General features: G+C 68.4%; 28 protein-coding genes. 20 read left to right on the forward strand and 8 right to left on the reverse strand.

The genetic code is table 11. From position 1 onward, the window contains the following. The first annotated feature begins 35 nt into the window (after nt 1-35). The 8 genes from ACP693_RS05830 to ACP693_RS05865 all read left to right on the forward strand — a co-directional run bounded on the left by ACP693_RS05830 (nt 36) and on the right by ACP693_RS05865 (nt 3,923). Nucleotides 36-1,250, forward strand: a complete 1,215-nt coding sequence (locus tag ACP693_RS05830; protein ID WP_426018218.1) for a phage major capsid protein — start codon at nt 36-38, stop codon at nt 1,248-1,250. A 181-nt stretch (nt 1,251-1,431) separates the two neighbouring features. Continuing rightward, on the forward strand, nt 1,432-1,695 hold the full coding sequence (locus tag ACP693_RS05835) for a head-tail connector protein (protein WP_184278890.1): 264 nt from the start codon (nt 1,432-1,434) through the stop codon (nt 1,693-1,695). Next, nucleotides 1,692-1,988, forward strand: coding sequence for a phage head-tail adapter protein (locus tag ACP693_RS05840; RefSeq protein WP_426018216.1), 297 nt, complete (start codon nt 1,692-1,694; stop codon nt 1,986-1,988). Before ACP693_RS05835 ends, ACP693_RS05840 begins: the two co-directional genes overlap by 4 nt. Next, complete coding sequence (locus tag ACP693_RS05845; protein WP_426018215.1) at nt 1,985-2,386, forward strand: DUF3168 domain-containing protein; 402 nt, start codon at nt 1,985-1,987, stop codon at nt 2,384-2,386. The genes ACP693_RS05840 and ACP693_RS05845 overlap by 4 nt, the downstream gene beginning before the upstream one ends. Nucleotides 2,387-2,550: 164 nt before the next feature. Then, nucleotides 2,551-2,961 (forward strand): phage major tail protein, TP901-1 family, encoded by a 411-nt coding sequence (locus tag ACP693_RS05850; RefSeq protein ID WP_055753040.1) that lies wholly within the window; start codon nt 2,551-2,553, stop codon nt 2,959-2,961. Further along, nucleotides 2,958-3,236: a GTA-gp10 family protein gene (locus ACP693_RS05855; protein ID WP_426018212.1), complete on the forward strand. Its 279-nt coding sequence runs from the start codon at nt 2,958-2,960 to the stop codon at nt 3,234-3,236. Before ACP693_RS05850 ends, ACP693_RS05855 begins: the two co-directional genes overlap by 4 nt. Continuing rightward, nucleotides 3,233-3,409, forward strand: coding sequence for a phage tail assembly chaperone (locus tag ACP693_RS05860; protein WP_426018210.1), 177 nt, complete (start codon nt 3,233-3,235; stop codon nt 3,407-3,409). The genes ACP693_RS05855 and ACP693_RS05860 overlap by 4 nt, the downstream gene beginning before the upstream one ends. Continuing rightward, nucleotides 3,399-3,923 (forward strand): phage tail tape measure protein, encoded by a 525-nt coding sequence (locus ACP693_RS05865; protein WP_426018209.1) that lies wholly within the window; start codon nt 3,399-3,401, stop codon nt 3,921-3,923. Before ACP693_RS05860 ends, ACP693_RS05865 begins: the two co-directional genes overlap by 11 nt. Nucleotides 3,924-3,977: 54 nt before the next feature. On the opposite strand, the gene ACP693_RS05870 is transcribed toward ACP693_RS05865, so the two are convergent. Both ACP693_RS05870 and ACP693_RS05875 read right to left on the reverse strand, forming a co-directional pair. Then, the gene (locus tag ACP693_RS05870; RefSeq protein ID WP_426018207.1) at nt 3,978-4,697 is read right to left on the reverse strand and encodes a DUF805 domain-containing protein; all 720 of its coding nucleotides are present in this window, start codon (nt 4,695-4,697) and stop codon (nt 3,978-3,980) included. A gap of 112 nt (nt 4,698-4,809) precedes the next feature. After that, entirely contained in the window at nt 4,810-5,439 is a 630-nt protein-coding gene (locus ACP693_RS05875; RefSeq protein ID WP_426018205.1) for a DUF805 domain-containing protein, read from the reverse strand. A gap of 87 nt (nt 5,440-5,526) precedes the next feature. On the opposite strand from ACP693_RS05875, the gene ACP693_RS05880 reads away from it, so the two are divergent. The 8 genes from ACP693_RS05880 (at nt 5,527) to ACP693_RS05915 (ending at nt 16,105) form a co-directional block, all read left to right on the forward strand. Beyond that, nucleotides 5,527-6,141 carry a phage distal tail protein, Rcc01695 family gene (locus ACP693_RS05880; RefSeq protein ID WP_426018204.1) on the forward strand — a complete coding sequence of 205 codons (615 nt, stop codon included), beginning with the start codon at nt 5,527-5,529 and terminating at the stop codon, nt 6,139-6,141. A 167-nt stretch (nt 6,142-6,308) separates the two neighbouring features. After that, complete coding sequence (locus ACP693_RS05885) at nt 6,309-6,956, forward strand: baseplate hub protein (protein WP_426018201.1); 648 nt, start codon at nt 6,309-6,311, stop codon at nt 6,954-6,956. 11 nt (nt 6,957-6,967) lie between these two features. Beyond that, nucleotides 6,968-7,552: an NlpC/P60 family protein gene (locus ACP693_RS05890; RefSeq protein WP_426050115.1), complete on the forward strand. Its 585-nt coding sequence runs from the start codon at nt 6,968-6,970 to the stop codon at nt 7,550-7,552. 168 nt (nt 7,553-7,720) lie between these two features. Further along, nucleotides 7,721-11,407 (forward strand): baseplate multidomain protein megatron, encoded by a 3,687-nt coding sequence (locus tag ACP693_RS05895; protein WP_426018199.1) that lies wholly within the window; start codon nt 7,721-7,723, stop codon nt 11,405-11,407. Between the two features lie 86 nt (nt 11,408-11,493). Then, nucleotides 11,494-12,417: a DnaJ C-terminal domain-containing protein gene (locus ACP693_RS05900; protein WP_426018197.1), complete on the forward strand. Its 924-nt coding sequence runs from the start codon at nt 11,494-11,496 to the stop codon at nt 12,415-12,417. A 46-nt stretch (nt 12,418-12,463) separates the two neighbouring features. Next, nucleotides 12,464-13,639, forward strand: coding sequence for a phosphoserine transaminase (locus ACP693_RS05905; protein ID WP_426018195.1), 1,176 nt, complete (start codon nt 12,464-12,466; stop codon nt 13,637-13,639). A 283-nt stretch (nt 13,640-13,922) separates the two neighbouring features. Continuing rightward, nucleotides 13,923-15,218, forward strand: coding sequence for an adenylosuccinate synthase (locus ACP693_RS05910; RefSeq protein WP_426018194.1), 1,296 nt, complete (start codon nt 13,923-13,925; stop codon nt 15,216-15,218). 74 nt (nt 15,219-15,292) lie between these two features. Then, on the forward strand, nt 15,293-16,105 hold the full coding sequence (locus ACP693_RS05915) for a response regulator (protein WP_426018193.1): 813 nt from the start codon (nt 15,293-15,295) through the stop codon (nt 16,103-16,105). Nucleotides 16,106-16,153: 48 nt separating this feature from the next. Here the strand turns inward: ACP693_RS05915 and rpoH are convergent, their stop codons facing one another. Continuing rightward, the gene (gene rpoH, locus ACP693_RS05920; protein ID WP_135193456.1) at nt 16,154-17,041 is read right to left on the reverse strand and encodes an RNA polymerase sigma factor RpoH; all 888 of its coding nucleotides are present in this window, start codon (nt 17,039-17,041) and stop codon (nt 16,154-16,156) included. Between the two features lie 253 nt (nt 17,042-17,294). On the opposite strand from rpoH, the gene ACP693_RS05925 reads away from it, so the two are divergent. Next, nucleotides 17,295-17,429, forward strand: a complete 135-nt coding sequence (locus ACP693_RS05925) for a hypothetical protein (RefSeq protein ID WP_426018191.1) — start codon at nt 17,295-17,297, stop codon at nt 17,427-17,429. On the opposite strand, the gene ACP693_RS05930 is transcribed toward ACP693_RS05925, so the two are convergent. The 5 genes from ACP693_RS05930 to gap form a co-directional block, all read right to left on the reverse strand. After that, nucleotides 17,426-17,731, reverse strand: a complete 306-nt coding sequence (locus ACP693_RS05930) for a GNAT family N-acetyltransferase (RefSeq protein ID WP_426018189.1) — start codon at nt 17,729-17,731, stop codon at nt 17,426-17,428. The genes ACP693_RS05925 and ACP693_RS05930 overlap by 4 nt on opposite strands. A gap of 7 nt (nt 17,732-17,738) precedes the next feature. After that, the gene (locus ACP693_RS05935) at nt 17,739-18,758 is read right to left on the reverse strand and encodes an RluA family pseudouridine synthase (RefSeq protein WP_426018188.1); all 1,020 of its coding nucleotides are present in this window, start codon (nt 18,756-18,758) and stop codon (nt 17,739-17,741) included. A gap of 95 nt (nt 18,759-18,853) precedes the next feature. Then, entirely contained in the window at nt 18,854-19,939 is a 1,086-nt protein-coding gene (gene fba / locus ACP693_RS05940; protein ID WP_426018186.1) for a class II fructose-bisphosphate aldolase, read from the reverse strand. A gap of 145 nt (nt 19,940-20,084) precedes the next feature. Beyond that, complete coding sequence (locus tag ACP693_RS05945; protein WP_426018184.1) at nt 20,085-21,281, reverse strand: phosphoglycerate kinase; 1,197 nt, start codon at nt 21,279-21,281, stop codon at nt 20,085-20,087. A 344-nt stretch (nt 21,282-21,625) separates the two neighbouring features. After that, the gene (gene gap / locus ACP693_RS05950; RefSeq protein ID WP_426018182.1) at nt 21,626-22,633 is read right to left on the reverse strand and encodes a type I glyceraldehyde-3-phosphate dehydrogenase; all 1,008 of its coding nucleotides are present in this window, start codon (nt 22,631-22,633) and stop codon (nt 21,626-21,628) included. A 254-nt stretch (nt 22,634-22,887) separates the two neighbouring features. On the opposite strand from gap, the gene ACP693_RS05955 reads away from it, so the two are divergent. The 3 genes from ACP693_RS05955 to ilvC all read left to right on the forward strand — a co-directional run bounded on the left by ACP693_RS05955 (nt 22,888) and on the right by ilvC (nt 25,902). Further along, nucleotides 22,888-23,040, forward strand: a complete 153-nt coding sequence (locus tag ACP693_RS05955) for a hypothetical protein (RefSeq protein WP_346494971.1) — start codon at nt 22,888-22,890, stop codon at nt 23,038-23,040. A gap of 90 nt (nt 23,041-23,130) precedes the next feature. Further along, entirely contained in the window at nt 23,131-24,882 is a 1,752-nt protein-coding gene (locus tag ACP693_RS05960; RefSeq protein ID WP_426018179.1) for a dihydroxy-acid dehydratase, read from the forward strand. Between the two features lie 6 nt (nt 24,883-24,888). Then, the gene (gene ilvC / locus ACP693_RS05965; protein WP_426018178.1) at nt 24,889-25,902 is read left to right on the forward strand and encodes a ketol-acid reductoisomerase; all 1,014 of its coding nucleotides are present in this window, start codon (nt 24,889-24,891) and stop codon (nt 25,900-25,902) included. Nucleotides 25,903-25,914: the final 12 nt, after the last annotated feature.

The raw sequence follows: 25,914 nt of genomic DNA on the forward strand, positions 1-25,914 counted from the left end.
TAACCGCAACCCGCGGTTCTTCAACCGGAGATATCATGAAAGAGATCAAACAGGCTTCGGGCACTCCCGAGGCGCGCGCTGTCGTGCGCGAGATGATGGCGGCGTTCGAGGCGTTCAAAGGGGCGAACGACGTCCGGCTGGACGAGATCGAGAAGAAGGCGGCGGCCGATGTGCTGCTGGAGGAGAAGGTGGCGCGCATCGACCAGGCGGTGGCGGCGGCGCAGGCGCGACTGGATCGGGTGATGAGCCAGAACAGGCGTCCGGCTATCGGCGGCGAGCCGATGGAGCCGGTGTCTGCGCCCGAGGCGAAGGCGGCGTGGGACGGCTATCTGAAGACCGGTCAGTCGGGCGGTCTGGAAGTCAAGGCCGGCCTGTCGGGCGGCGCGACCTCGGGCGGCTATGTCGTGCCGTATGAGACCGAGCGGGCCATCGAGCGACGGCTGATGGCGGCGTCGCCGATGCGCGAGATCGCCACGGTGCGGACGGTGGCGGCGGGGGTATTCCGTAAGCCGGTGTCGACGGCGGGCGTGGCCTGCGGCTGGGTGGCGGAGACGGCGGCGCGGCCGGAGACGGACCCGGCGACCCTAGCCCTGCTGGAGTTCCCGTCGGCGGATCTGTACGCCAATCCGGCGGCGACCCAGGCGTTGCTGGACGACGCCATGGTCGATCTGGACGAATGGCTGGCGGCCGAGGTCGAGGACGCCTTCGCGGCGCAGGAGACCCAGGCCTTCGTAGGCGGCGACGGGGTGAACAAGCCCAAGGGCTTCCTGACCTATCCGACCGTTGCCGACGCGGGCCAGGGCTGGGGTCAGATCGGTTCTGTGGCGTCCGGGGCGGCGGGCGGTTTTGCGCCGACCAGTCCGGCGGATCGACTGATCGACCTGGTCTATGCGCCCAAGGCCCAGTACCGGCCGAACGGGCGGTTCGTGATGAACCGCAAGACGGTCTCGGCCGTGCGCAAGTTCAAGGACGCGGACGGCAACTACATCTGGCAGCCGGCGACGCGGCTGGGCGAGACGGCGTCGCTGCTGGGCTATCCGGTGACCGAGATCGAGACCATGCCGGACGTGGCGGCCAACAGTCTGTCGATCGCGTTCGGGGATTTTCAGCGCGGGTATCTGATCGTGGATCGGGCGGGGGTGCGGGTGTTGCGCGATCCCTATTCGGCCAAGCCCTACACGACCAAGCGGGTCGGCGGCGGGGTGCAGAACTTCGACGCGATCAAGGTGATGAAGTTCGCCGCGAGCTGATGTGACGGCGCTCGTTTCTCCCTCCCCCTGCGGGGGAGGGCAGGCCGCGTAGCGGCCGGGTGGGGGCGGCAGGGCGACCGGATACGGATTGCCTGGCCCTCCCCACCCGGTCTCGCCTGCGGCTCGACCACCCTCCCCGGAGCGGGGAGGGAGAGGTCTGGTTTTTTCAATGGAGATTGCCATGGCGCAGCCGGTGACGGTGGCGGAGGCGAAGCTGTTTCTGAGGGTCGAGCATGAGGCCGAGGACGGGCTGATCCAGACCTTGATCGAGGCGGCGCAGGCGAAGGTCGAGGGGGATGTGGGGTTGGGGCTGACATCGACCTCGCCGGCGCCGTTGCGGCTGGCGATCCTGATGCTGGTGCTGCGGGCCTATGAGCGGGGGGAGCCGGTGGCGGTCGAGCCGGTCGAGGGCTGGTTGGCGCCCTATCGCGTGGTGCGGTTGTGAGAGTTCTTGCGGGGCTGTTTCAGCCGGTGGAGGCCGAGACGCTTTACGGCGGGCGCAGCGTGACGTTCGAGGCGGTCGGGTCGGCCTGGCTGAAGTGCGGGGCGCGTCGGCGGATCGAACGCGGCGAGGGGGATCAGAGGCGGGCGGTCGAGACGATGGGGGCGGAGGCGCGGGCGGATCCTCGGTTGATGAACGGTCGGGTGCTGCGGTTCGGCGGGGCGGACTGGCGGATCGTGGCGACGCAGGATGTGCGGCCGGGGCGGGTCAGGCTGGATCTGGAGCGGGTGCGATGAGGGATCACGAGAGCGCGCTGCAGAAGGCGGTGCTGGCGGCGCTGAAGGGGGATGTGGCGGTGCAGGCTCTGCTGGGCGGGCGGGTGTGGGATCAGGCGCCGGATGAGGCCGCGTTTCCGCATCTGGTGATCGGGCGATGCGAGAGCCGGCCGGTCGCGGCGGACGGGGGCGGGGTCGAGCAGAGGTTGACGCTGACGGGCGTGTCGCGGTTCGCGGGATCGGAAGAGGCCAAGGCGGTGGCGGCGGCGGTGCGGGCGTGTCTGCACGAGGCGGTGCTGGAGGCCCACGGGGTGCGGACGGCGACGCTGAGGGCGACGTTCGCGGACGTGTTCCGGGCGGGCGACGGGCGGCGGACCTATGCGGTGGTGCGGCTGAGGGCGGTGACGGAAGAGATTTGATCCTCCCTCGCGTCAGCGGGGGAGGGGACCATGCGCAGCATGGTGGAGGGGGCGAAAAGCGGAGCGGGTGTGGAAATCAGGCGACGGAGCGCGTGTCCGCCCCCTCCACCACTTCGTGGTCCCCCTCCCCCGTTTCGCTGCGCTTCACGAGGGAGGATTGAGCGATGACGGCACAGGCGGGCAAGGACATGCTGCTGAAGATCGAGGGCGCGCCGGGCGTGTTCACGACGGTGGCGGGGTTGAGGGCGCGGACGATTTCGCTGAACGCGAAGACGGTCGATGCAACGGACGGCGACAGCGCCGGGCGGTGGCGCGAGCTGCTGGCGGGGGCGGGCGTCAAGTCGGCGGCGGTGTCGGGACAGGGCATCTTTCGCGACGCGGCGTCGGACGCCCTGGTGCGCGAGGCCTTCTTCGATCAGGCGGCGAAACGGTGGCGGCTGATCGTGCCGGACTTCGGCGTGCTGGAGGGGCCGTTCCTGGTGGCGGCGCTGGAATACGCCGGCGAGCACGAGGGGGAGGCGACCTTTGCGCTGAGCCTGGCCAGCGCGGGGGCCATCGGATTCAGCGCGATATGAACGGGGCGCGGGGCGAGGCGGCCGTGATGCTGGGCGGCGCGCGCCGCCGGGCGTGTCTGACGCTGGGGGCGCTGGCGGAGATCGAGACGGGGCTGGGCGTCGATGGGCTGGCGGCCGTGGCGGAGCGGATGAAATCGCTGTCGGCGAGGGATCTGATGGTGGTGTTGGCGGCGGTGTTGCGCGGGGGCGGGGAGGTCGAGCCGGATGTGGCTGGCGTCGATCCGCGCGAGGCGGCGGTCGCGGTGGCGCAGGCGTTTGCGGCGGCTGCGGCGTGACGCCCTGGGGCGAGATGTTGAGGCTGGCGGCCGCGATGGGCGTGGCGCCGGAAGCGTTCTGGCGGCTGTCGCTGAAGGAATGGCGGATGTTGATGCAAACGCCACGGGGCACGGCGCCGCTGGGGCGCGAGGGGCTGGCGCGATTGATGGAGGGTTGGCCGGATGGCGGATGAGTTCGGGCGGGACGGGATCGATCAGGTCGCGCTGAGAGCGGCGGAGGCCGGGGCTGCGCTGGAGGCGCTGAAGGCGCCGGCGCGGGATGCGGCTGACGCCATCGAAGAGGCGTTCGGGCGTGCGGGCGACAGCCTGACGCGGTCGCTGGCGCGGGCGGCGGCGGATGGTGAGGTGTCGCTGGCCGAACTGGCGCGGGCGGTGCTGAATGCGGTGAATGCTGCAGGGGGTTCGCAGGGCGGCGGGCTGAGCGGCGCGATCCAGGCGACGATGTCCAGTTTCGGCGGGGCGCGGGCGGACGGCGGGCCGGTGCTGGGCGGCGGGGCCTATCTGGTCGGAGAGCGCGGGCCGGAGGTGTTTCGACCCGCGACGGGCGGCGAGATCGGGCCGCTTTCAAGCAGCGGGGTGACGGTCAATGTGGCGGTGGACGGCGGGGCGCCGGGCCTGTTGAGGTCCGAGGCGCAGATCGCCCAGATGCTGGCGCGGGCCGTCAGTCTGGGTGCGCGGCGGATGTAGAAACGCCGCCCCGTCGAGGACGGGGCGGCGCGGAAGTCGTTCAGGCGATGAGGCCTATTCGCCCTTGGGGTTCGGGCCGAAGCGGTTTTCACCCTTCTGGCTGTCCGTGATGCCGATCCAAAGCAGGAAGGCCAAGTTGACGAGCGTGGCGATGGTGAAGGCGCCGAAGGCCGGACCCATGATGGACAGCGCCGCCATCGGGTTATCCTCGTAATAGCTCTCGTCCATGCCGCTGGCGGCGATGCCGGCGAACATCATCACGAAGCCGGTGATGACCAGTATCGTGGAGATCGCCCAGGGAATGGCGACAAGCCAGCCGGTCTTGCCCATGTCATGAAGGCGCTTCACCGAAATGGCGAGGTTGGGCCAGATCAGGGCCAGAGAGATCAGCCCGCCCAGGAAGGGAATCCAACCCAGCACCAGGCTGGCGCCGAAGATGATCAGGAAACCGATCCAGAAGTGCGAACGGCGCAGGCGGCCATTGAACGACAGCATGGCGGACTGGAAGTCGAAGCCCGAGCCGGGCGCGCCGACGGCGGCCGAGGCGGCCGAAGCGGCGTAACCGCCGGCGACGCCGGTGGTGGTCGCCGCGCCGGCGAGGATCAGGATCTGGGTGGCGACGGCGCCTTCGGGCACGAAGTCGATGCGAACGCCGGCGGCGGGAACGGCCGGCGACTGAAGCGCGGCCGAGGTGAAGTCGTAACGGGCGCCGTCGTCGCCGCTGATCAGGCCGGCGCCGGTCGTGGCGTCGTAGCTGAGAATTTCACCGCGCACGGAGGTCTCCTGGGTTGTCGCCGCCGAGCGGCAGTTTGCGAACTTCGCCGGACGACGTGCGCCGGACAAGACTGAAAGGTCAAGCTTGGCGAACGGTTCCTGAGAATTTCTCTCAAATAGCGATTTGGCCCGTGTCCTTCGGCGGCGCGCCGTGAACATTCACGGCCGGCTGCGAGGGCAGGAGGCTGACGATGAACACGAACAGGCCGCCGACGTAGGGAACGAGGCCGATCAGGATCAGCCAGCCGCTGAGGCCGACATCGTGAAAGCGGCGGATGGCGACGGCGACATAGGGAATGGTGAGCGCGAAGTAGATCAGAACGACGATGCAGATCCAGGCGACGCCCCAGGCCTCCATGTCATAGCCGGTCTCGGCGTCGGCGATGGCCAGGCCGATGATCGGCATGAAGGCGAGCATCAGGATCAGGAACTGGAACAAGGCGAAAGACCAGTATTCCTTGCGTCGAGCGCGGCCGTTCCCATCGACGTAAAGGTCGGTGACGCAGCGGACGAAATAGCCCCACAGGCCGAGGTCGGGTTCCGGCGCATAGACAGCCGTGGGCAGGGGGCCGTCGCGCAGCACCATCAGGCTGAGGGCGCGATCTTCCTCGACAACGAAATCGACGCGACGACCGGGTTCGAGACCGGCCGTGGTCGAGGTGAAGGCGTAGCGCTGAAGATCGTCGCCGCTGATCAGGCCTTCGCCGGTCAGGGGATCGTAGCTGAGAATTTCGCCGCGCAAGGCCGTGCCCCTCGAAAAGGCGCGGCCCGAAGCGCCGCCGCCAAGGTTTGGACCGGGCGGGCGGCCTTGCACAACAGGAGAGTGATCATGGGCGCCTTTCACGAGGTGCGCCTGCCCGCGCGGCTGGCGTTCGGTTCGACCGGCGGGGTGGAGCGTCGGACGGAGATCACGACCCTGGCGTCGGGGTTCGAGCGGCGGTCGACGCCCTGGGCGCTGGGGCGCAGGCGGTATCTGATCGGGGCCAATCTGAGATCGCTGGACGACATGGCCGAGCTGGTCGCCTTCTTCGAGGCGCGGCGAGGGCGGCTGTACGGGTTTCGGTTCAAGGACTTCGCCGACTTCAAGTCGTGCGCGCCGGGTGGGACGGTCTCGGCGGAGGATCAGGTGCTGGGCGTCGGGGACGGGGTGCGGACGGCGTTCGGCCTGGTCAAGCGATACGGCGATGTGGAGCGGCCGATCTCAAAGCCGGTCGCGGGGTCGGTGCGCGTGGCGGTCGGGGGCGTCGAGGTCGCGGATTTCACCGTGGATGAGGCGACGGCGGTGATGACTCTGGCGAGCGCGCCGGCGGCGGGCGCCGTGGTGACGGCGGGGTTCGCGTTTGACACGCCCGTGCGGTTCGACAGCGACCGGATCGAGACGACGCTGGAGAGTTTCGAGGCCGGGCGGATGGCGGCCGTGCCGCTGATCGAGGTTCGGGTCTGAAGCCGAGTGGCGAGTGGCGAGTGGCGAGGAGGTTCGGGATGCAGGAGCACCGGGACTTGATCGTCGGATCGAATGTCCAGCCTACTTACTCGCCACTCGCCACTCGCCACTCGCCACTCGCCACTCGCCACTCGCCACCCGCCACTGACCACTGAGCGAAAGCGAACATGAGAAACATACCGGAAGACATGGCCGCCCGCATCGAGAGCGGGGCGGCGACGCTGTGTCATGTCTGGCGGCTGAAGCGGGCCGATGGAGTGGTGATGGGGTTCACCGATCACGACCGGGACCTGGTGGTGGACGGCGCAGTCTGTCGGGCCGCGAGCGGCTGGACGGCGGGGGCGGGCGAGAGCGCCGTGGGGCTAGCGGCGGGATCGGTCTCGGCGGCGGGGGCGCTGGATGACGAGGCCATCAGTGAAGCGGATGTGGCGGCGGGTCTGTTCGATGCCGCGACGGTCGAGTTGTGGCGGGTGGACTGGGCGCGGCCGGATTTGAGGGTGCGGTTGTGGGCGGGGACGCTGGCGAAGATTCGGCGCGAAGGGGGTGGGTTTGTCGCCGAGCTTGAGGGGCCGTTGGCGAAGCTGGAGCGGGTGGTCGGGCGGACCTATGGGCGGATGTGCGATGCGCGGCTGGGGGACCAGCGGTGCGGGGTCGCGGATGCGCAGGGGCGGGTCTGCGACAAGCGGTGGGAGACCTGCGTCGGGACGTTCGGGAATGGGGCGAACTTTCGCGGGTTCCCGGATGTGCCGGGGGATGACTTCCTGACGGCATATCCGGCGGGGAGCGCGCGGAACGACGGCGGGAGCCGGCGGTGAGGGGCGGGGCGATGATTTCTCCCTCCCCGGAACGGGGAGGGTCGTCAGCGCGCAGCGATGACGGGGTGGGGACGGCAGGGGGAGCAAGAGCGGGTCGCCTGGCCCTTCCCACCCAGTCTCGACTCCGGCTCGACGCCCCTCCCCCGCAGGGGGAGGGAGAAGCGTGTGCGGCGGCGATCGTCGCTTCGGCCTGGTCCTGGCTCGGCACGCCTTATCGGCATCAGGCCAGCGTGAAGGGCGTGGGCGCGGATTGTCTGGGGCTGGTGCGCGGGGTGTGGCGCGAGGTGGTCGGGGCGGAGCCGGAGGGGCTGCCGGCCTATTCGCCGGACTGGGCCGAGGTCGGCGGGCAAAAGACTCTGATGGAGGCGGCGGGGCGGTGGCTGAGGCCGGTTCCGGTCCAGGCGATGCGGGCGGGGGACGTGCTGTTGTTCCGGATGTCGCCGGGGGCGGCGGTGAAACACTGCGCCATCCTGAGCGACTGCGGCGGGCCGGAGCCGAGGATGATCCACGCCTATTGGGGACGGGCGGTGGTGGAAAGCTGGATGGGGACGTGGTGGCGTAGGCGTTTGGCGGCGGTGTTCCGGTTTCCGGATTGAATATCTCCCTCCCCGACCGGGGAGGGCAGGGCGAGCCGTAGGCGAGACCGGGTGGGGCGGGCAAGGCGATACACGCTCGGTCCGTGCGGCCTTGCTGGGCCGCCCCCACCCGGCCGCTGCGCGGCCCCCCTCCCCCGCGGGGGAGGGAGACGATTTGAGGAGGCATAGATGGCGCAAGTCGTACTGAGCGCGGTGGGGCAGTCGATCGGAGGGCCGGTCGGACGGGTGATCGGGGCGACGATCGGGCGGACGATCGACAATCGGGTGGTCGGGTCGCTGTCGCCGGCGCGGCAGGTGGGGCCGAGGCTGGAGGCCCTGAAGGTGCAGGGGACGGCGGAAGGGGCGCCGATGGCCTGTGTGTTCGGGCGGGCGCGGGTGACGGGGCAGGTGATCTGGGCGGCGCGGTTCCTGGAGGACAAGGCCAAGGGACGGGCGGGCAAGGGCGGGCCGAAGACGATCGACTATGTCTATTCGCTGAGCTTCGCCGTGGCTTTGTGCGAGGGGGAGATCGACGGGATCGGCCGGGTCTGGGCCGACGGGCGGCTGATGGACCTGAACGGCGTGGCGATGCGGGTGTATCGCGGGGGCGAGGCGCAGACGCCGGATCCATTGATCGAGGCGGTGGAGGGGGCGGCGCCCGCCTATCGCGGCACGGCCTATGTGGTGTTCGAGGATCTGCCGTTGGGGCCGTTCGGGGACCGGGTTCCGCAGCTGAGTTTCGAGGTGTTCCGGCGACCGCGCGGGCAGGCGGCGCGGCTGGAGGATTTGTTGGAAGGCGTCTGCCTGATCCCCGGCGCGGGGGAGTTCGCCCTGGCGACCGAGGCGGTGGTGCGGCGCGAGGGTTTGACGCGGACGACGGTGGAGAATGTGCACAATGGCGAGGGTCGGGCGGATCTGATCGCATCGCTGGATCAGTTGCAGGCGCAACTGCCGAACCTGAAGCGGGTCAGTCTGGTTGTGGGGTGGTTCGGCAGCGATTTGAGGGCTGGGGAATGCCGTGTGCGGCCGGGGGTGGAGCGGCGCGACAAGCCGACCGAGCCGATGGCTTGGTCCGTGGCGGGGGTGGCGCGCGAAGACGCCTATGAGGTCAGTCGGTTGGACGGGGCGCCGGCCTATGGCGGGACGCCGTCGGACGAGAGCGTGCGGCAGGCGATCCGCGAGCTGAAGTCGCGGGGGCTGGAGGTGACCCTGTATCCGTTCGTCTTCATGGACTGCGCCGGCTATCCGTGGCGGGGGCGTGTGGCGGGCATGGATGGCGCGGGGGCGACGGGCGAGATCGCGACTCTGTTCGGCGGGGCGGGCGATTGGGGTCTGCGTCGGATGGCGCTGCACTATGCGTGGATCGCGGCCGAGGAGGGCGCGGACGGCCTGTTGATCGGGTCGGAGATGCGGGGCGTGACCTGGACGCGGGATGCGGCCGGGGGCTTTCCGGCGGTCGAACAATTCCGGGCGCTGGCGGGGGAATGTCGGGCGGTGGTGGGGCCGGGCGTGGCCCTGTCCTATGCGGCGGACTGGAGCGAATATTTCGGGCGGCAGACGGGCGGGGAGGTGGTGTTTCACCTCGATCCGCTGTGGGCCGATGCGAATATCGATCATGTGTCGATCGACTGGTATCAGCCGCTGAGCGACTGGCGTGCGGGCGATGGCGGGGTGGATGCGGCGTCGTTCGGCGGGGCGGCGGACCCGGCCTATCTGGCGGCAGGCGTCGCGGGTGGGGACGGGTTCGACTGGTTCTATGCGGACGAGGCGGATCGGGCGGCGCAGGTGCGCACGCCCATCGTCGATGGGGCGTATGGCGAGGACTGGGTGTTCCGGCCCAAGGACCTGAAGGGCTGGTGGTCGAACCTGCACCATGACCGGCCGGGCGGGGTGCGGAGCGCGACGCCGACGGCCTGGGTTCCGGGGATGAAACCGGTGCGGTTGTCGGAGTTCGGCTGTGCGGCGGTGGACCGTGGCGGCAATGCGCCGAACCTGTTCCAGGACCCCAAGAGCAGCGAGAGCCATCTGCCGCCGGGATCGACCGGCGCACGCGACGATGCGGTGCAGCGAGGGGCGCTGGAGGCGGTGCTGGGGCACTATGTGGACTCTGCGAACAATCCGGTTTCGGCGGTCTATGGCGGGCGGATGCTGGAGGGGGCGGACGCCTGGTGCTGGGATGCGCGGCCGTATCCGGCGTTTCCGGCAAGGGGGGATGTCTGGGCGGACGCCGGGGCGTGGCGGGCCGGGCACTGGCTGAACGGAAGGTTGGCGGGGGACGGGCGCGACCTGATCGAGGCGGTGCTGGCGCGGGGCGGGCTGACGCCGCAGGAGATGGCGGTCGAGGGCGTCGAGGGGGCGGCGGCCGGCTATGTGATCGATCGGCCGATGCGGACGCGCGATGCGCTGGAGCCGCTGCTGGCGGCGTTCGACGCCGTGGCGGCGGAGCGTGACGGACGGGTGGCTGTGCTGGGGCGTGTGGAGACGGTGGTCGAGATCGCGGGCGAGGCGCTGGCCTTGCCTGACAGTGGCGCTGCGGAGGCGACGACGCGGACGCTGGAGGCGCGGGCGGGCGAGGCGCGGGTGCGGTTCATCGACGAGACGGCGGACTATCAGACCGGAGCTGTGGTGGTGCGGTCGGACGATGGAGCGGCGACGGGCGGCGGGGTCGATCTGGACTTGCCGCTGGTGTGCGGTGGCGGGTTGGCCAGGGCGGCGGCGGAGCGGGCGCTGGCCGGGGAGGGCGTGGAGGTCAAGACCCTGGCGCTGGGGCCGCTGGAGGCCTTGCGGCTGGAGCCGGGGGATGGGGTGCGGCTGGACGGCGTCGCGGGCGACTGGCGGGTGACGCGGACGACGGCGGATGAGACGCCGTCGGCGGTGCTGGAGCCGGTAGCCTCGCGGCGGGTCGTCGAGGACGATGGCGTCTGGCGCGGGGGCGAGACGCCGGCGGTGGTCGGGGCGCCCTTCGTGAGGGTGATGGATCTGCCGCCCCTGATGGGGCGCGAGGAGGATGGGCGGCCGGTCGTGGCCGTTGCGGCCGAGCCCTGGCGGACGATGCGGCTGCATGCGGGGGCGTCGGCCGAGACGCTGACGCCGCGTGCGGATGTGGAAACGCCGGCGACGGTCGGGGTGCTGGTCGAGGCGTTGGGGCCAGGCGTGCGGCATCGCTGGGACGAGGTCCATGCGGTCGTGGTGCGGGTCGAGGGGGCGGCGCCCGAGAGCGCGGTCGAGACGGCGGTGCTGGGCGGCGGCAATGCGCTGGCGGTCGAGACGGCGGCGGGCTGGGAGGTGGTGCAGTATCGGTCGGCGGTGCTGGTCGGGCCGGGGACGTGGCGGCTGGAGGGTCTGTTGCGCGGACAGCAGGGGACCGAGGTCGAGATGCGGGCCGGAGCCGGGGCGGGATCGGTCGTGGTGTTCCTGGACGACCGGCTGGCGCGGGCGGAGATCGGGCGGGGGGAGCGTGGCCTGCCTCTGGTCTGTCGCGCGGGACCGGCCGGGGCGGCGCCGGGCGAGGCGGGGTTCACCGAGACGGTGTTTCAGTCGAGGGGCATGCATGACCGACCGTGGTCGCCGTGTGGACTGGCGGTCGCTGCGGATGGGGACGGGCTGACGATCCGGTGGACGCCGCGTGTGCGGCTGTTCGGCGACGGCTGGGACGGGGAGCCTGCGGCGGTCGATCCGATTCGGTTCCGTGTGCGGGTGCTGGACGGCGGGGTCGGGGTTCGGACGACGGAGACGGAGAGTTTGTCCGCCTTCTATCCGGCGGCCGCCCTGGCGGCGGACTTTCCCGATGGCGTGACGGCGACGGCGCGGATCGCCGTGGCGCAGTGGGGCGAGGGCTTCGGCTGGGGTGTGGAAGCGGAAATCGGGCTGATCTGAGCAAATGACGGGTCCGGCCCTTTGCGTGGGGCGGGGCATGGCTTAACTGACGGCCTCTCGGTTTTTCAGTTGGAGCGACAACGCACGTGGCAGGCGACCCCTACAAGGAACTGGGCGTTTCGAAGGGCGCGAGCGCGGACGAGGTCAAGAAGGCGTATCGCAAGCTCGCCAAGGAACTGCACCCCGACAAGAACCCTGGCGACAAGATCACCGAGGACAAGTTCAAGCGGGTGACGGCGGCCTTCGACATCCTGGGCGACGCCGAGAAGCGCGCCAAATACGACGCCGGCCAGATCGACAACGACGGCAACGAACAATATCGCGGCTTCGGCGGGGGCGGTCGCGCGGGCGGCAGTCCGTTCGGTCAGGGTGGCGGCTTTGCGGGGGCTGGCGGACCCGGAGGTCGCGGCAACTTCGAGGGCGTCGATCTGGACGACCTGTTCGGCATGTTCGGCGGGGGCGGACGTCAGCGTGGCGCCCGCGACTTCACCTCGCGCGGGCAGGACGTGAAGGCGACGCTGGACATCAGTTTGGAAGACGCCATCGCGGGGGCGACGCGACGGATCCAGTTCTCGGACGGCCGCACGCTGGACGTGACCATTCCCAAGGGGGCGTCGGAGGGCCAGACCATCCGCCTGCGTGGACAGGGGTCGCCGGGGCGCGGGGCCGAGAACGGCGACGCCCTGATCGAGCTGAAGATCGAGGCGCATCCGATCTACAAGCGCGACGGGGCGGACCTGACGATGGACTTGCCGGTGTCGGTTCCCGACGCGGTGCTGGGCGCCAAGGTGCGGGTGCCGACGCCCGAGGGCGTGGTGCAGATGACGATCCCGGCGGGGTCGAACTCGGGCAAGATCCTGCGGCTGAAGGCGCGCGGGGCCTATGCGGCGGGCAAGCGCGGGGATCTGCTGGCGCGGCTGGTGGTGACGCTGCCGGACGAGCCGGACGAGGCCCTGACCCGGTTCGCTGAGGAATGGCGGGCCAAGCGGCCCTATACGCCGGGACGTTGAGCGCGCTCAAGCAGCGCGAAGCGCGGTAGCGCCAAGGGGAAAGAGCATGACTTCGAAGCCTGATGTGAAGCCGGCGCGGCCGTGGTTTTCGGCGGGGCCGACGGCGAAACGGCCGGGCTACAGCCTGGCGGGCCTGCCGTCCGATCTGCTGGGACGCGGCATCCGCGCGCCGGAGGTCGTGGAGCGGTTTGCGCATGGCCTGCGGTTGACGCGCGAGGTGCTGGAAGTCCCCGAGAGCCATGTGATGCTCTATACGCCGGGGTCGGACACGGGCGCGGTCGAGGCGGCGCTGTGGGGGATGCTGGGGCAGCGGCCGGTGCAGGTCGTGGCGTTCGAGAACTTCGGCCTGACCTGGCTGACCGACGTGAAGGATCATCTGGGGCTGGAGCCCGAGGCCCTGACGGCGCCGTGGGGCGAGCTGCCGGACCTGAGCCGGGCCGACTGGTCCAAGGACGTGGTGTTTCCGTGGAACGGCACGACCTCGGGCGTGCGTGTGCCGGACGCCGACTGGATCGACGACGACCGCGAGGGGCTGGCGATCTGCGACGCGACCTCGGCCGCCTTCGCCATGCCCCTGCCGTGGGACAAACTGGATGTGGTGACCTTCAGTTTCCAGAAGGCGCTGGGCGGCGAGGCGGGCATCGGCGTGATGGTGCTGTCCCCGCGTGCGGTGGCGCGGCTGGATGGGTATCGGCCGGATCGGGCCATTCCCAAGCTGCTGCGGCTGACGAACGGTAACGGTCGGTTCGACCGGGCGCTGGCGGACGGGGTCGCGATCAACACCTTCTCGATCCTGACCATCGAGGACTGGATCGACGCCCTGGACTGGGCGAAGGGCGTTGGCGGCTTGACGGAGCTGATCCGTCGGACGGACGCCAACTATGCGGCGTTGGAGGCATGGGTCGACAAGACCGACTGGATCGCCTTCCTGCCGGATCGGCCGGAGATCCGATCGACGACGTCGGTCTGCCTGAAGTTCACCGACGCGCGGATCGCCGCGCTGGACGCCAAGGCGCAGAAGGCCTTCGTCACGCGGTTCAAGGCCTTGCTGGAAGACGAGGCGGCGGTGTTCGACATGGAGCCGCACCGCAACGCCCCGCCGGGACTGCGGCTGTGGTGCGGTTGCACGGTCGAGACGGCGGATGTGGTCGCGGCGACGCCGTGTCTCGAATGGGCGTTCGAAACGGCGGTCTCGGAATTGATCCTCACCCGAGAAGCGTAGCGTAACGGGGGAGGGGGACCATGCGCAGCATGGTGGAGGGGGCGGACAGCGCGCCCGGCCTTTCAGATTGGTTTCTTGCGACCTGGGGATGGGGCAGAGTCTGCGTTCGCCCCCTCCACCACTTCGTGGTCCCCCTCCCCCGCTGCGCGGGAGAGGATTAGAGGGACGACATCGGATGATTCCCCCGCTATAGGCTGCGCCCGCATTCAGATCGCCGCGATGACGCGGCGCCTGCTGGTTTTGACGCGTTCTCCAAGGAGAACGCTAAGGCGGAGTACGGACCTTGGCGAACGTAGCGGTGGTCGGCGCCCAGTGGGGCGACGAGGGCAAGGGCAAGATCGTGGACTGGCTGTCCAACCGCGCCGACATGGTCGTGCGGTTCCAGGGCGGGCACAATGCGGGCCATACGCTGGTCGTGGACGGCAAGGTCTACAAGCTGGCCCTGCTGCCGTCGGGCGTGGTTCAGGGCAAGCCGTCGATCATCGGCAACGGCGTGGTCGTGGACCCCTGGCATCTGGTCGGCGAGATCGAGAAGATCCAGGCTCAGGGCGTGTCGATCAGCCCCGAGATACTGACCATCGCGGACAACGCCTGTCTGATCCTGCCCATCCACCCCGCGCTGGACGTGGCGCGCGAGGCGGCGGCGAGCGCGCCCGGCGCCAAGATCGGCACGACGGGGCGGGGGATCGGTCCGGCCTATGAGGACAAGGTCGGTCGGCGCGCCATCCGGGTGTGCGACCTGGCCAATGAAGACGATCTGAAGGTCAAGATCGACCGCCTGCGCTCGCACCACGATCCGCTGCGCGCGGGCCTGGGGCTGGAGCCGATCGACCCAGCGGCGCTGCTGGCGCAACTGCTGGAGATCGCGCCTAAGATCCTGCCCTATGTGAAGCCGGCGTGGCGGGTGCTGGATCAGGCGCAGAAGGACGGCAAGCGCGTGCTGTTCGAAGGGGCGCAGGGCGCCTTCCTGGACGTGGATCACGGCACCTACCCTTACGTGACCAGTTCGAACACCGTGGCGGGCCAGGCGGCCGCCGGATCGGGCATCGGGCCGCGCGGCGTCGGCTATGTGCTGGGCATCGTGAAGGCCTATACGACCCGCGTCGGTGAAGGCCCGTTCGCCTGCGAGCTGGATGATGAGGTCGGACAGCATCTGGCGACTGTCGGCCGCGAGGTCGGGGTGAATACGGGCCGGGCGCGACGCTGCGGCTGGTTCGATGCTGTGCTGGTGCGCCAGTCGGTGGCGATCAACGGCATCGACGGCATCGCCTTGACCAAGCTGGACGTGCTGGACGGGTTGAAGACGCTGAAGATCTGCGTCGGCTACAAGGTCGATGGCGAGGTGCTGGACTATCTGCCGTCCAGCCTTAAGGCCCAGGCCGCCGCCGAGCCGGTGTTCGAGGAGCTGGAAGGCTGGAGCGAAAGCACCGCCGGGGTCCGCAGCTTCAAGGACATCAACGCCAACGCCATCAAATATGTGCGTCGGATCGAGGAACTGATCGGCGCGCCGGTGGCCCTGCTGTCGACCAGCCCGGAACGCGACGACACAATTTTGATGCGGGACCCGTTCCAGGGCTGAGGCGGTGGTTTCCTTGATTCAACAGGCTTTAACCAGCCCGCGGTAAGGATAACGGCTGCAACCCGGAGACGGACGTGTTCGCCGCAAACGCCAGAACCTTGAGCCGCATCGAACCTGCCGTCAGGCGGGTGGTGATCGTCGATCCCAACCTGTCGTCCGCACGACTGCTGACGGACATCATGAAGGGGATGGGTGCGCGCGAGGTCTATGCCGAGACCGACGAAGAGCGGGCGCTAGAGCTGCTGCGCGACGTCGAGCCGGGCGTGATCTTCACCGAGCGGTCCGGCGAGGCGCTGAACGGCGAGACGCTGGCGCGCCGGATACGCCGGTCGAGCATGGCGTGCCGCATGTCGCCGATCATCATGGTGACGGGCGAGGCGACGGCCGTCGCCATCAAGGGCGCGCGCGATTCCGGCATCCACGAGTTTCTGAGAAAACCCTTCACGACCGGCGACCTGTTCAAGCGGGTCGAGAACGTGGCGTTGAAGCCCCGGCCCTGGATCGAGGCGGTCGGCTATGTCGGGCCGGATCGACGGCGGTTCAACTCGGGCGAATATTCCGGTGCGCGCAAGCGGCGCAGCGATGGTACGGCAGGCGGAGGGCCAGCCGAGGTAAAGGATCAGGCGATCCGCATCCTGATTTCGGCACTGGCGCAGTTCGATCAGGATCCGTCGCAGGCGACGCGCGCCATTCGGCAGCAGGCGGAAACGCTGAACGGGCTAGCGATCAAAACGGCGGACGCCAAGCTGGCGATGGTCGTGGCGACGCTGCAGGCCTATCTGGCCGGAGGGCAGGTGACCAAGGTCGGGCTGGCCCAGCCGATAGGCGCCGTGGTTGCGGCGGCGAAGGCTGCAGAGCAGGCGGTCCCGATGGCGCGGGCGTCTTGAACCGATAGAGGCCTATCGCGCCGATAGAGCGCGACAGGTTATTCTCGATCAGGCGTCGACGAGGTTCCGCTCTTCGGCGGCGGCGCGCATGGCCTTTTGCAGCTTCTCGAAGGCGCGGACCTCGATCTGGCGCACGCGTTCGCGCGACACGCCATATTGGCCGGCGAGTTCTTCCAGGGTGACGGGGTCGTCCTTGAGGCGGCGTTCCGTGAGGATGTGCTTCTCGCGGTCGGTCAACTCTTCCATGGCCTCTTGCAGGAGGCTCATGCGGATGCCCTTTTCCTCGTCTTCGGCGAGTTGGGTTTCCTGAGACACGGCCGTGTCGTCGGCCAGCCAGTCCTGCCATTCGCTTTCACCGTCGGCGCGCAGCGGCGCGTTCAGCGAGGCGTCGCCGCCGAGGCGACGGTTCATGTTGGTGACCTCTTCCTCGCTGACGCCCAACTTTGTGGCGATGGCGGCGAGGTGTTCGGGATGCAGGTCGCCTTCCTCGAAGGCCGAGATCTGGCTCTTGGCCTTACGCAGGTTGAAAAACAGTTTCTTCTGCGCCGCGGTGGTGCCCATCTTCACCAGCGACCAGCTGCGCAGGATGTATTCCTGGATCGAGGCGCGGATCCACCACATGGCGTAGGTCGCCAGGCGGAAGCCCTTGTCCGGGTCGAACTTCTTGACGGCCTGCATCAGGCCGACATTGCCCTCGGAAATCACTTCGCCGATCGGCAGGCCGTAGCCGCGATACCCCATGGCGATCTTGGCCACGAGACGAAGGTGCGAGGTCACGAGACGGTGGGCGCTCTCGGCGTCCTGGTGCTCAGACCAGCGCTTCGCCAGCATGAACTCCTCGTCCTTGGTCAGCATCGGAAACTTGCGGATTTCCGTCAGATAACGCGACAGGCCTTGTTCAGGCGACATCACCGCGAGCGTACTATTGGCAGCCATATACAGGTCCCTCCGACCGTCTAAACGAGCGGGCTCTTCGTCATCGGCCACGGTGCGTGCGCCGAAGTCTCACCCCTCAACCGGTGAAGTAGCGATGGGTTGCCGCCATTTTTAGAGGCGGATCGTCACACGAAAGCGTGACCGTGACCCTGGCTCCACTCGCGCCGTTCGAAGTTCTATATAGAACTTTGTCAGTTGCTATTCAAGATGTGCGTATTGGACGAGATGCAAGCCGGGAGTTTAAAACGCGACAATGAAAAAGAGCGTGCGCGAACAGGTCTTGATTGTCGTCCTCGCTGTGGGGGCGGTCGCCGCGGGCGTGTCGGCCATCGCGATCGTGGGCCTGTTCGTGATGGCCATGGCCGGGGTGTTCGGCGCCGGATTCTAGATTCCCAGGATGCCGCGATAGGTCGGGTGAACCGCCTCGGCGTGTTCGGGGTGTTTCTGCAGATAGGCAGAAAAGAAAGGGCAGACCGGCAGGATCAGCAGGTCTCGCGCCCTGGCGTCGGCCAGCACATGTTTGGCCAGGCGACTGGCGATCCCCTGGCCCTCAAGCCGCTCCGGGACCAAGGTTTCGGTGATCATCAGATTGGGCGGCGAGAGGTTGTAAGTGACGACCGCCAGTTCGCCATCGACCGGAAGCTCATAGCGTTTCAGCTCGGCATTGTCGTGGATTTCGGGATCGAGCATGGCGGCCTCACAGGTCGGAGAGCAGGGCTTCGAGGCGCAACATATCAGTCGGGGGCGCGGTTTCGAAGCGCATCTGTTCGCCGGTAACGGGATGGACGAAGCCCAGGACGGCGGCGTGGAGGGCTTGGCGCGACAACTCCGCCTCAGCGATGGCGGCGCGGACGGGGATGGCCGGACTGCCCGAGCCATAGGTCGCGTCGCCGAGTATGGGCGAGCCCTTGGCCGACAGGTGAACGCGGATCTGGTGGGTGCGGCCGGTGTGCAGGGTGCAGGCGACGCGGGCGGCAAGCGGTGCGCCCCCCGACTTGGCCGGTTCGCCGAAGGTCGTCTGGACGACATAGTCGGTGATCGCCTCGCGTCCGCCGGCCTTGAGCACTGCCATCTTCTTGCGGTCGCCGCTGGAGCGGCCGATGCGGGTTACGATCCGGGCCCGGGACGGCGACGGGGCGCCGCGGGTCAGGGCGATGTAGGTGCGCTCGATGTCATGGGTGGCGAACAGGGCCGACAGGCCCTGGTGGGCGCGGTCGGTCTTGGCGGCGACCATGACGCCGGAGGTGTCCTTGTCCAGCCGGTGGACGATGCCGGGGCGGGCGACGCCGCCGATGCCTGACAGGCTGTCTCCGCAATGCGCCAGCAGGGCGTTGACCAGGGTGCCGTCGGGCGTGCCGGGCGCCGGATGGGCGGCCATGCCTGCGGGCTTGTCGATGATGATCAGGTCGGCGTCCTCGTAGAGGACGGTCAGGGGGATGGCCTGCGGCTGGGGCGTGGCGGGCGCGACGGGCGGCAGGGCGACGACGTACAGGCCGGGCTGGGCCTTGGCCGACCCGCCGGTCAGGACCGCGCCGTCGCGGGTGACGGCGCCCTCGCCCAGCAGGGCCTGCAGCCGGGCGCGCGACAGGGTCGGAAAGGCGTCGGCCAGAGCCTTGTCCAGGCGGACGCCGGACGCGTCGATGCGCGCCTCCAGCACCTCGGCAGGGGCGGAGGCGGGGGACAGGTCGTCGTCGTCTATCAGGTCAGGGTCGGACACTGGGCCTCCCTAGCACGACCGGCCGCTTGCGCGAGGGGCGGACGTTCGCCGGGTGCGGCGCGAACTGAGTTGCCGCTACCCGGTTTAGACGTGGCTTAGGCGGCCTTGACGGATGCGCCGCGGAAGGACGGATCCAGGTCGCCTGAGGCGTAGCGTTTGGCCATATGGGCCGTGGACAGCGGCCGGATCGTCGAGGCCTGGCCTTCGCAGCCGAACTGGATGTAGCGCTCCATGCAGAGCTTCTTCATCGCCTCCTTGGCGGGCTTCAGATAGTAGCGCGGATCGAACTCGCCCGGCTTTTCCATCAACGCTTTACGAATAGCGCCGGTGATGGCCATGCGATTGTCGGTGTCGATGTTGACCTTGCGCACGCCGTGCTTGATGCCGCGCTGGATTTCCTCGACCGGCACGCCCCAGGTCTGGGGCATTTCGCCGCCGTACTGGTTGATGATGTCTTGCAGGTCCTGAGGCACAGAAGAACTGCCGTGCATCACCAAATGGGTGTTGGGCAGGCGGCGGTGGATTTCCTCGATCACATTCATGGCCAGGACTTCGCCGTCCGGCTGGCGCGAGAACTTGTAGGCGCCGTGGCTGGTGCCCATGGCGATGGCGAGCGCATCGACCTTGGTGGCGGCGACGAAATCGACGGCCTGGTCCGGGTCGGTCAGCAGCTGCGAATGATCCAGCTTGCCCTCGAAGCCGTGGCCGTCTTCGGCCTCGCCCATGCCGGTCTCCAGCGAGCCCAGCACGCCCAGTTCACCCTCGACCGAGACGCCGCAGGCATGGGCCATTTCGGTGACGCGGCGGGTGACATCGACGTTGTAGTCGTAGGAGGCGGGGGTCTTGGCGTCCTCTTCCAGCGAGCCGTCCATCATCACCGAGGTGAAGCCGTACTGGATGGCGGTGGCGCAGGTCGCCGGGCCGTTGCCGTGGTCCTGGTGCATGCAGACCGGGATGTGCGGATAGAGCTCGGCCAGGGCGTCGATCAGCTTGGCCAGGACGATATCGTTGGCGTAGTTGCGGGCGCCGCGTGAGGCCTGGATGATGACGGGGGCGTTTACCTCGTGGGCCGCCTCCATGATCGCCAGACCCTGTTCCATATTGTTGATGTTGTAGGCGGGCAGGCCGTAGTCGTTCTCTGCCGCGTGGTCGAGCAGCTGTCGCAGCGTTATGCGCGCCATGGGGTAGTCTCCTGAGCCGAATAGTCTTTTTTGATTGGGCGAGAGACTAGCCGCGAGGCGTGACGAAGTCACGCCGCGTTACAGCCGTTTCAGCGTGAAATTGGAAGGCCGGGACGCACGCGTGATCCGTATGCATCGCCGTCGATCAGACGCGCAGCGCCTCGACGCCGGGCAGGGGCTTGCCCTCCATCCATTCCAGGAAGGCGCCGCCGGCGGTGGAGACGAAAGTCATGTCGTCCGACACGCCCGCGTGGTTCAGGGCCGAGACCGTGTCGCCGCCGCCGCCTACCGCGACCAGCACACCGGCCTTGGCAAGGGCGGCCGCATGACGGGCGACGGTCACGGTGGCGGCGTCGAAGGGCGGCACCTCGAACACGCCGAGCGGACCGTTCCAGATGAGGGTCTTGGAAAGCGTCAGGGCTTCCAGCAGTCGGGCGACGGTGGCCGGGCCGGCGTCCAGGATCTTGTCGTCGGCCGACAGGGCGGCACCGGCGATGACGGGGCGGGAGGCGGCGCCGGGCTTGACCTCCGTCGCGACCACGAAATCGACGGGCAGCAGCAGTTTGCAGCCCTGCGCCTCGGCCTCAGCCATGATCTCGCGCGCCGTGTCGGCCATGTCGCGTTCGGCCAGCGAGCCGCCGATGTCGATGCCCTGGGCGAACAGGAAGGTGTTGGCCATGCCGCCGCCGATGGCCAGCCGATCCAGCTTGCCGACCAGGTTCTTCAGCAGGTCCAGCTTGGTCGAGACCTTGGCCCCGCCGACGATACCCAGAACCGGCTTTTGCGGGTTGCCGAGGGCGGCGTCGAGCGCATCGAGTTCGCGGCGCATGGATTCACCCGCGTAGGCGGGCAGGTGGTGGGCGATGCCTTCGGTCGAGGCGTGGGCGCGGTGGGCGGCCGAGAAGGCGTCGTTGACATAGAGGTCGCCCAGGTCCGCCAGCTTCTGGGCGAAGACCGGATCATTGGCCTCTTCCGCCGCGTGGAAGCGCACGTTCTCCAGCAGGACCACGCCGCCGGCGTCCAGGTCGCGGATGGCGTCCACGGCGTCTGGGCCGATGCAGTCGTCGGCGAAGCGGACCGGGGCGCCGAGCAATTCTTCCAACGGCAGGACGACCGGCTTCAGGCTCATCGACGTGACGCGCTGGCCCTTGGGACGGTCGAAGTGGGCCAGCAGGGCGACCTTGGCGCCGGCGTCGCGCAGGCGCTGGATCGTCGGCAGCGCGACCCGCAGCCGGGTGTCGTCCGTGACCTTGCCGTCCTCCATCGGGACGTTGAAGTCCACGCGGATTAGGGCTGTCTTGCCTGCGAGATCCTTGGCGTCGTCGAGGGTGCGGAAGGTCATGATCGGCCTTTAGAAGGGGGGAGAGGAGATGCTGGCCCACACGGCCAATGAAAACGAGGCCGCCATCAAAACGAGGGGCATAACAAACGCCAGCCTAATCCCTAGCTGCTGCCGCAGCCGGTAGGCGAGCGCACCACAGGCCAGAGTGGCCAGCAAGCCTGCCCCGCAAAGCATGACCAAAACTTCAGGCGACGCGGCTACTGGATGGATGACGAATATGCTGCCGACACGATCACCAAATTTTGGAAGTCGGGCAGACCAAAAAAGAGCGCCAACTGCGATCGCGTCGAGGCAGCCCGCGACCACTGCTGACATAGCCAGTGTAGTGGTCGCAGGCCATTTCATCAGAGGAACTTCGCCATCACCAGGGCCGTGTCGGCCATGCGGGTCGCGAAGCCCCATTCGTTGTCGTACCAGCTGAGCACGCGCGCCAGCTTGCCGTCGACGACCTGGGTCTGGGGCAGGGCGGCGGTGGAGGAGGCGGCGATGTGGTTCATGTCGTGCGAAACCAGCGGCTCGGTCGTCGTGAACAGGACGCCCTTCATCGGGCCGTCGGCGGCGGCCTGAAGCGCGGCGTTGATCTCATCCACCGTCACGTCGCGGCCGGCGACGACCTTCAGATCGACGACCGAGACGTTCGGGGTCGGGACGCGGATCGACGAGCCGTCCAGCTTGCCCTTCAGCTCAGGCAGGACCAGTCCCAGGGCCTTGGCGGCGCCGGTCGAGGTCGGGATCATCGACAGGGCGGCGGCGCGGCCGCGGTACAGATCCTTGTGCATCGTATCCAGCGTCGGCTGGTCGCCGGTGTAGGAGTGGATGGTCGTCATATAGCCGCGCTCGATGCCGAACAGGTCGTTCAGCACCTTGGCCACCGGCGCCAGGGCGTTGGTGGTGCACGAACCGTTCGACACCACGATGTCGTCGGCGGTCAGGGTCTCATGGTTGACCTTGTAGACGATGGTCTTGTCGGCGCCATCGGCGGGGGCCGAGACCAGGACGCGCTTGGCGCCGGCCTTCAGGTGGGCGCTGGCCTTGTCCTTGGAGGTGAAGATACCGGTGCATTCGAAGGCGATGTCCACCTTCAATTCGGCATGCGGCAGGTTGGCCGGATCACGCTCGGCCGTGACCTTGATCTTGCCGGTGCCGACGTCGATCCAGTCTTCGCCGGTCGTCACCGTGCCGGGGAAGCGACCGTGGACCGAATCGTAGCGGAACAGGTGGGCGTTGGTCTCGACGGGGCCCAGATCGTTGATCGCCACGACTTCAATGTCCGTGCGGCCGTGTTCGATGATCGAGCGCAGGACAAGGCGGCCAATGCGGCCAAAACCATTGATGGCGACGCGAACGGTCATGGGGAAGCTCCTGTGATCGGTATGACGAGCGTTATATAGGTGCGCGTCTCAATGGAGCGGTCGCGGACGGGTTTCAACCCCGCGCACGTAACATGATGTGATGGACGGTTACGCTTCCAGAGCCGCGCCTGTTGATCTCCGGCAAGAAACACCCTTCAGGCGATCGTTTTCGACCCTCCGCGCAAAATTTTTGCGACAGGGGTTGTGCGTGATCGGCGGCTATGGTTTCTTGGCGTCAGAACAGGGAGCCACCCGTGGCCACGATGACGCGCGACATGATGAAGGGACGCACCGCGAAGGCGGTTGCGGCCGTTCGTGCGCCTGTCGGCCTGGAAAGCCCCGTATTCCTCATTCTCCTCGTACTTCTCGGCCTGCTTACGCAAGCGGCGTGGATGCACGCGACCTGACCTAAACGCACTCAGGATCGCCTCGCACCACCCCGCCTCCGAAAGGAAGCGGGGTTTTTAGTGCGCGGCGGTTCAAAAAGAACCGGACCGATGACGCAAGATTCTACCTCAGAGCCGAGAAAGCCCAACGCGCGCAGCGCGGCGGTTACGGCCGGCCCGAGCCGGGCCGCCGCGCGTTCGTATCTGCGCGCCGCCGGCATGCAGGACGCCGACTTCGACAAGCCGATGATCGGCATCGTCAACACCTGGTCGACGGTCACGCCGTGCAACATGCACCTGGATCGCCTGGCCAAGGACGTGCGCGCCGGCATCGTCGCGGCGGGCGGCTATCCGGTCGATTTCAACACCATCGTCGTCACCGACGGCATCTCGATGGGCACGGCGGGCATGAAGGCCTCGCTGATCAGCCGCGAGGTCGTCGCCGACAGCATCGAACTGGCCATCGAGGGCCATCAGCTGGACGGCGTGGTCTGCATCGTCGGCTGCGACAAGACGATCCCGGCGGCGGCCATGGCCCTGGCGCGGATGGATATCCCCGGCCTGGTCTATTACGGCGGCACGATCATGCCCGGCGTGATCGGCGCCAAGGAGGTCTCGGTCCAGGAAGTGTTCGAGGCCATCGGCGCCCATTCGGCGGGCGCGCTGGACGACGCCGGCCTGAAGGTGGTTGAAAAGGCCGTCTGCCCCGGCGCGGGCGCCTGCGGCGGTCAGTTCACGGCCAACACCATGGCCATGGCCCTGTCGGTCATGGGCATCTCGCCCATGGGCGCCAACGACGTGCCGGCCGTCGATCCGAACAAGGCGGCGGAAGGGCTGCGCTGCGGCCGGCTGATCGTCGAACGGGTCTTCGCCGGCGACACGGCGCGCAAATACATCACCCGCGCCAGCCTGAAGAACGCCGCCGTCGCGGTCTCGGCCTCGGGCGGATCGACCAATGCGGTCATGCACCTGACGGCCATTGCTGCGGAAGCCGGCGTCGAGTTCGGCGTCGAGGACTGCCACCAGGCCTGCGTCGAGGCGCCGGTCATCTGCGACCTGAAGCCGGGCGGCCGCTTCCTGGCCTCGCACCTGTTCGCCGCCGGCGGCACCCGCCTGGTCACGCAACGGATGGCCGAGGCCGGCAAGGTCGTGAACACTCCCACCGTCAGCGGCCGCAGCCTGTTCGCCGAGGCCGGCGACGCCGAGGAAACGCCCGGCCAGGTGGTGGTCACGACCTTCGACGCGCCGGTCATGGACCGCGGCAGCTTCGCCGTCATCTATGGCGACGTTGCCCCCGAGGGCGCGGTCATCAAGCTGACAGGCCACAAGGTCGATAAGTTCGAGGGTCCGGCCTGTGTGTTCGACAGCGAGGAAGACGCCTTCCACGCCGTTCAGGACGGTTCGGTCGGCGAGGGCGACGTCATCATCATCCGCTACGAAGGCCCCAAGGGCGGGCCCGGCATGCGCGAGATGCTGCAGGTCACGGCCGCCCTGAAGGGCCGCCAGATCGACAACGTCGCCCTGCTGACCGACGGCCGTTTCTCGGGCGCCAGCTACGGCTTCGTCGCCGGTCACGTCTCGCCGGAAGCCGCGGTCGGCGGCCCGATTGCTCTCATTCGCGATGGTGACCGCATCACCATCGACGTCACCAACCGTCGGATCGACGTCAATGTCGATCTGGCGACGCGCCGGGCGGGCTTTACGCCCCACGTGGTCCGCCCGGCGCGAGGTGTCTTCGCCAAATACCGCGCTTCGGTCGCCTCGGCGGCCCAGGGCGCGGTCACCATTCCCAACCCGCCGCCGGCCCAAGTTCCCGATTTTGGCCAGGCGTCTCACAAATCCACTGCTGCTCAGGACGCCTGAATTCTCATGGCCATCACCATCTACACCAACGAAGACATCCGCCCCGGCGCCATCGCCGGCCAGCGCATCGCCATCATCGGCTATGGCTCTCAGGGTCGCGCCCACGCTCAGAACCTGAAGGACAGCGGCCATGACGTGGTCGCCGGCGTCCGTCACGGCGGCACGGGCTGGAAGCACGCGACCGAGGACGGCGTCGCGACCGCCGAGCCGGCTGAAGCCGTCAAGGGCGCCGACATCATCGCCATCCTGACCCCGGACATGGTCCAGGGCGACGTCTATCGCGACATCATCGAGCCGAACGCCAAGGAGGGCTCGGCCCTGCTGTTCGCCCACGGCTTCTCGATCATCTATGAGCGGATCACCCCGCGCGCCGACATGGACGTGATCCTGGTCGCGCCCAAGGGACCGGGCGATCTGGTTCGCCGCGAGTTCCAGCGCGGCCGAGGCGTGCCCAGCCTGTTCGCCATCGAGAAGGACGTGACCGGCAAGGCCCGCGACCGGGCCATGGGCTACGCCAAGGGCAACGGCGGCGCGACCGGCGGCCTGCTGGAAACCACCTTCCGCGAGGAGACCGAGACCGATCTGTTCGGCGAACAGGCCGTTCTGTGCGGCGGCGCCAAGGAACTGGTCATGCAAGGCTTCAACACCTTGGTCGAGGCCGGTTACCAGCCCGAGATCGCCTATTTCGAATGCCTGCACGAGCTGAAGCTGATCGTGGACCTGTTCTACGAAGGCGGCATCTCGAAGATGCACCACTTCATCTCGGAAACCGCCAAGTACGGCGCCGTCGCCAGCGGCCCGCGCGTCGTCAACGAAGAGACCAAGGCCCGCATGAAGACCATTCTGGACGAGATCCAGGACGGCACCTTCGCGCGCAACTGGATCGCCGAGAACGAGGCTGGCAAGCCGCAGTACGAAGCCTGGCTGAAGGCGGACCGCGAAAGCCAGATCGAACAGGTCGGCGCGCGTCTGCGCGAGCGCATGGCCTGGCTGAACACGCCCAAGTCCGAAGCGGCCTGAGCCGCAAGCGAA

The organism is Brevundimonas sp. TWP1-3 (assembly GCF_049896085.1).
Lineage (GTDB): Bacteria > Pseudomonadota > Alphaproteobacteria > Caulobacterales > Caulobacteraceae > Brevundimonas.

What these genes read in the sequence shown, in the direction of transcription:
- ACP693_RS05930 (WP_426018189.1), bottom strand. Translation starts at nt 17,731, where the DNA reads ATGCTCGATCCCGAAATCCACGACAATGCCGAGCTGAAACGCTATGAG.
- gap (WP_426018182.1), bottom strand. Translation starts at nt 22,633, where the DNA reads ATGACCGTTCGCGTCGCCATCAATGGTTTTGGCCGCATTGGCCGCCTT.
- ACP693_RS05885 (WP_426018201.1), top strand. Translation starts at nt 6,309, where the DNA reads ATGAGAAACATACCGGAAGACATGGCCGCCCGCATCGAGAGCGGGGCG.
- ACP693_RS05845 (WP_426018215.1), top strand. Translation starts at nt 1,985, where the DNA reads ATGAGGGATCACGAGAGCGCGCTGCAGAAGGCGGTGCTGGCGGCGCTG.
- ACP693_RS05865 (WP_426018209.1), top strand. Translation starts at nt 3,399, where the DNA reads ATGGCGGATGAGTTCGGGCGGGACGGGATCGATCAGGTCGCGCTGAGA.
- ACP693_RS05830 (WP_426018218.1), top strand. Translation starts at nt 36, where the DNA reads ATGAAAGAGATCAAACAGGCTTCGGGCACTCCCGAGGCGCGCGCTGTC.
- ACP693_RS05925 (WP_426018191.1), top strand. Translation starts at nt 17,295, where the DNA reads ATGAAAAAGAGCGTGCGCGAACAGGTCTTGATTGTCGTCCTCGCTGTG.
- ACP693_RS05880 (WP_426018204.1), top strand. Translation starts at nt 5,527, where the DNA reads ATGGGCGCCTTTCACGAGGTGCGCCTGCCCGCGCGGCTGGCGTTCGGT.
- ACP693_RS05905 (WP_426018195.1), top strand. Translation starts at nt 12,464, where the DNA reads ATGACTTCGAAGCCTGATGTGAAGCCGGCGCGGCCGTGGTTTTCGGCG.
- ilvC (WP_426018178.1), top strand. Translation starts at nt 24,889, where the DNA reads ATGGCCATCACCATCTACACCAACGAAGACATCCGCCCCGGCGCCATC.
- ACP693_RS05895 (WP_426018199.1), top strand. Translation starts at nt 7,721, where the DNA reads ATGGCGCAAGTCGTACTGAGCGCGGTGGGGCAGTCGATCGGAGGGCCG.
- ACP693_RS05945 (WP_426018184.1), bottom strand. Translation starts at nt 21,281, where the DNA reads ATGACCTTCCGCACCCTCGACGACGCCAAGGATCTCGCAGGCAAGACA.
- ACP693_RS05850 (WP_055753040.1), top strand. Translation starts at nt 2,551, where the DNA reads ATGACGGCACAGGCGGGCAAGGACATGCTGCTGAAGATCGAGGGCGCG.
- fba (WP_426018186.1), bottom strand. Translation starts at nt 19,939, where the DNA reads ATGGCGCGCATAACGCTGCGACAGCTGCTCGACCACGCGGCAGAGAAC.
- ACP693_RS05835 (WP_184278890.1), top strand. Translation starts at nt 1,432, where the DNA reads ATGGCGCAGCCGGTGACGGTGGCGGAGGCGAAGCTGTTTCTGAGGGTC.
- ACP693_RS05960 (WP_426018179.1), top strand. Translation starts at nt 23,131, where the DNA reads ATGACGCAAGATTCTACCTCAGAGCCGAGAAAGCCCAACGCGCGCAGC.
- ACP693_RS05890 (WP_426050115.1), top strand. Translation starts at nt 6,968, where the DNA reads ATGATTTCTCCCTCCCCGGAACGGGGAGGGTCGTCAGCGCGCAGCGAT.
- ACP693_RS05855 (WP_426018212.1), top strand. Translation starts at nt 2,958, where the DNA reads ATGAACGGGGCGCGGGGCGAGGCGGCCGTGATGCTGGGCGGCGCGCGC.
- rpoH (WP_135193456.1), bottom strand. Translation starts at nt 17,041, where the DNA reads ATGGCTGCCAATAGTACGCTCGCGGTGATGTCGCCTGAACAAGGCCTG.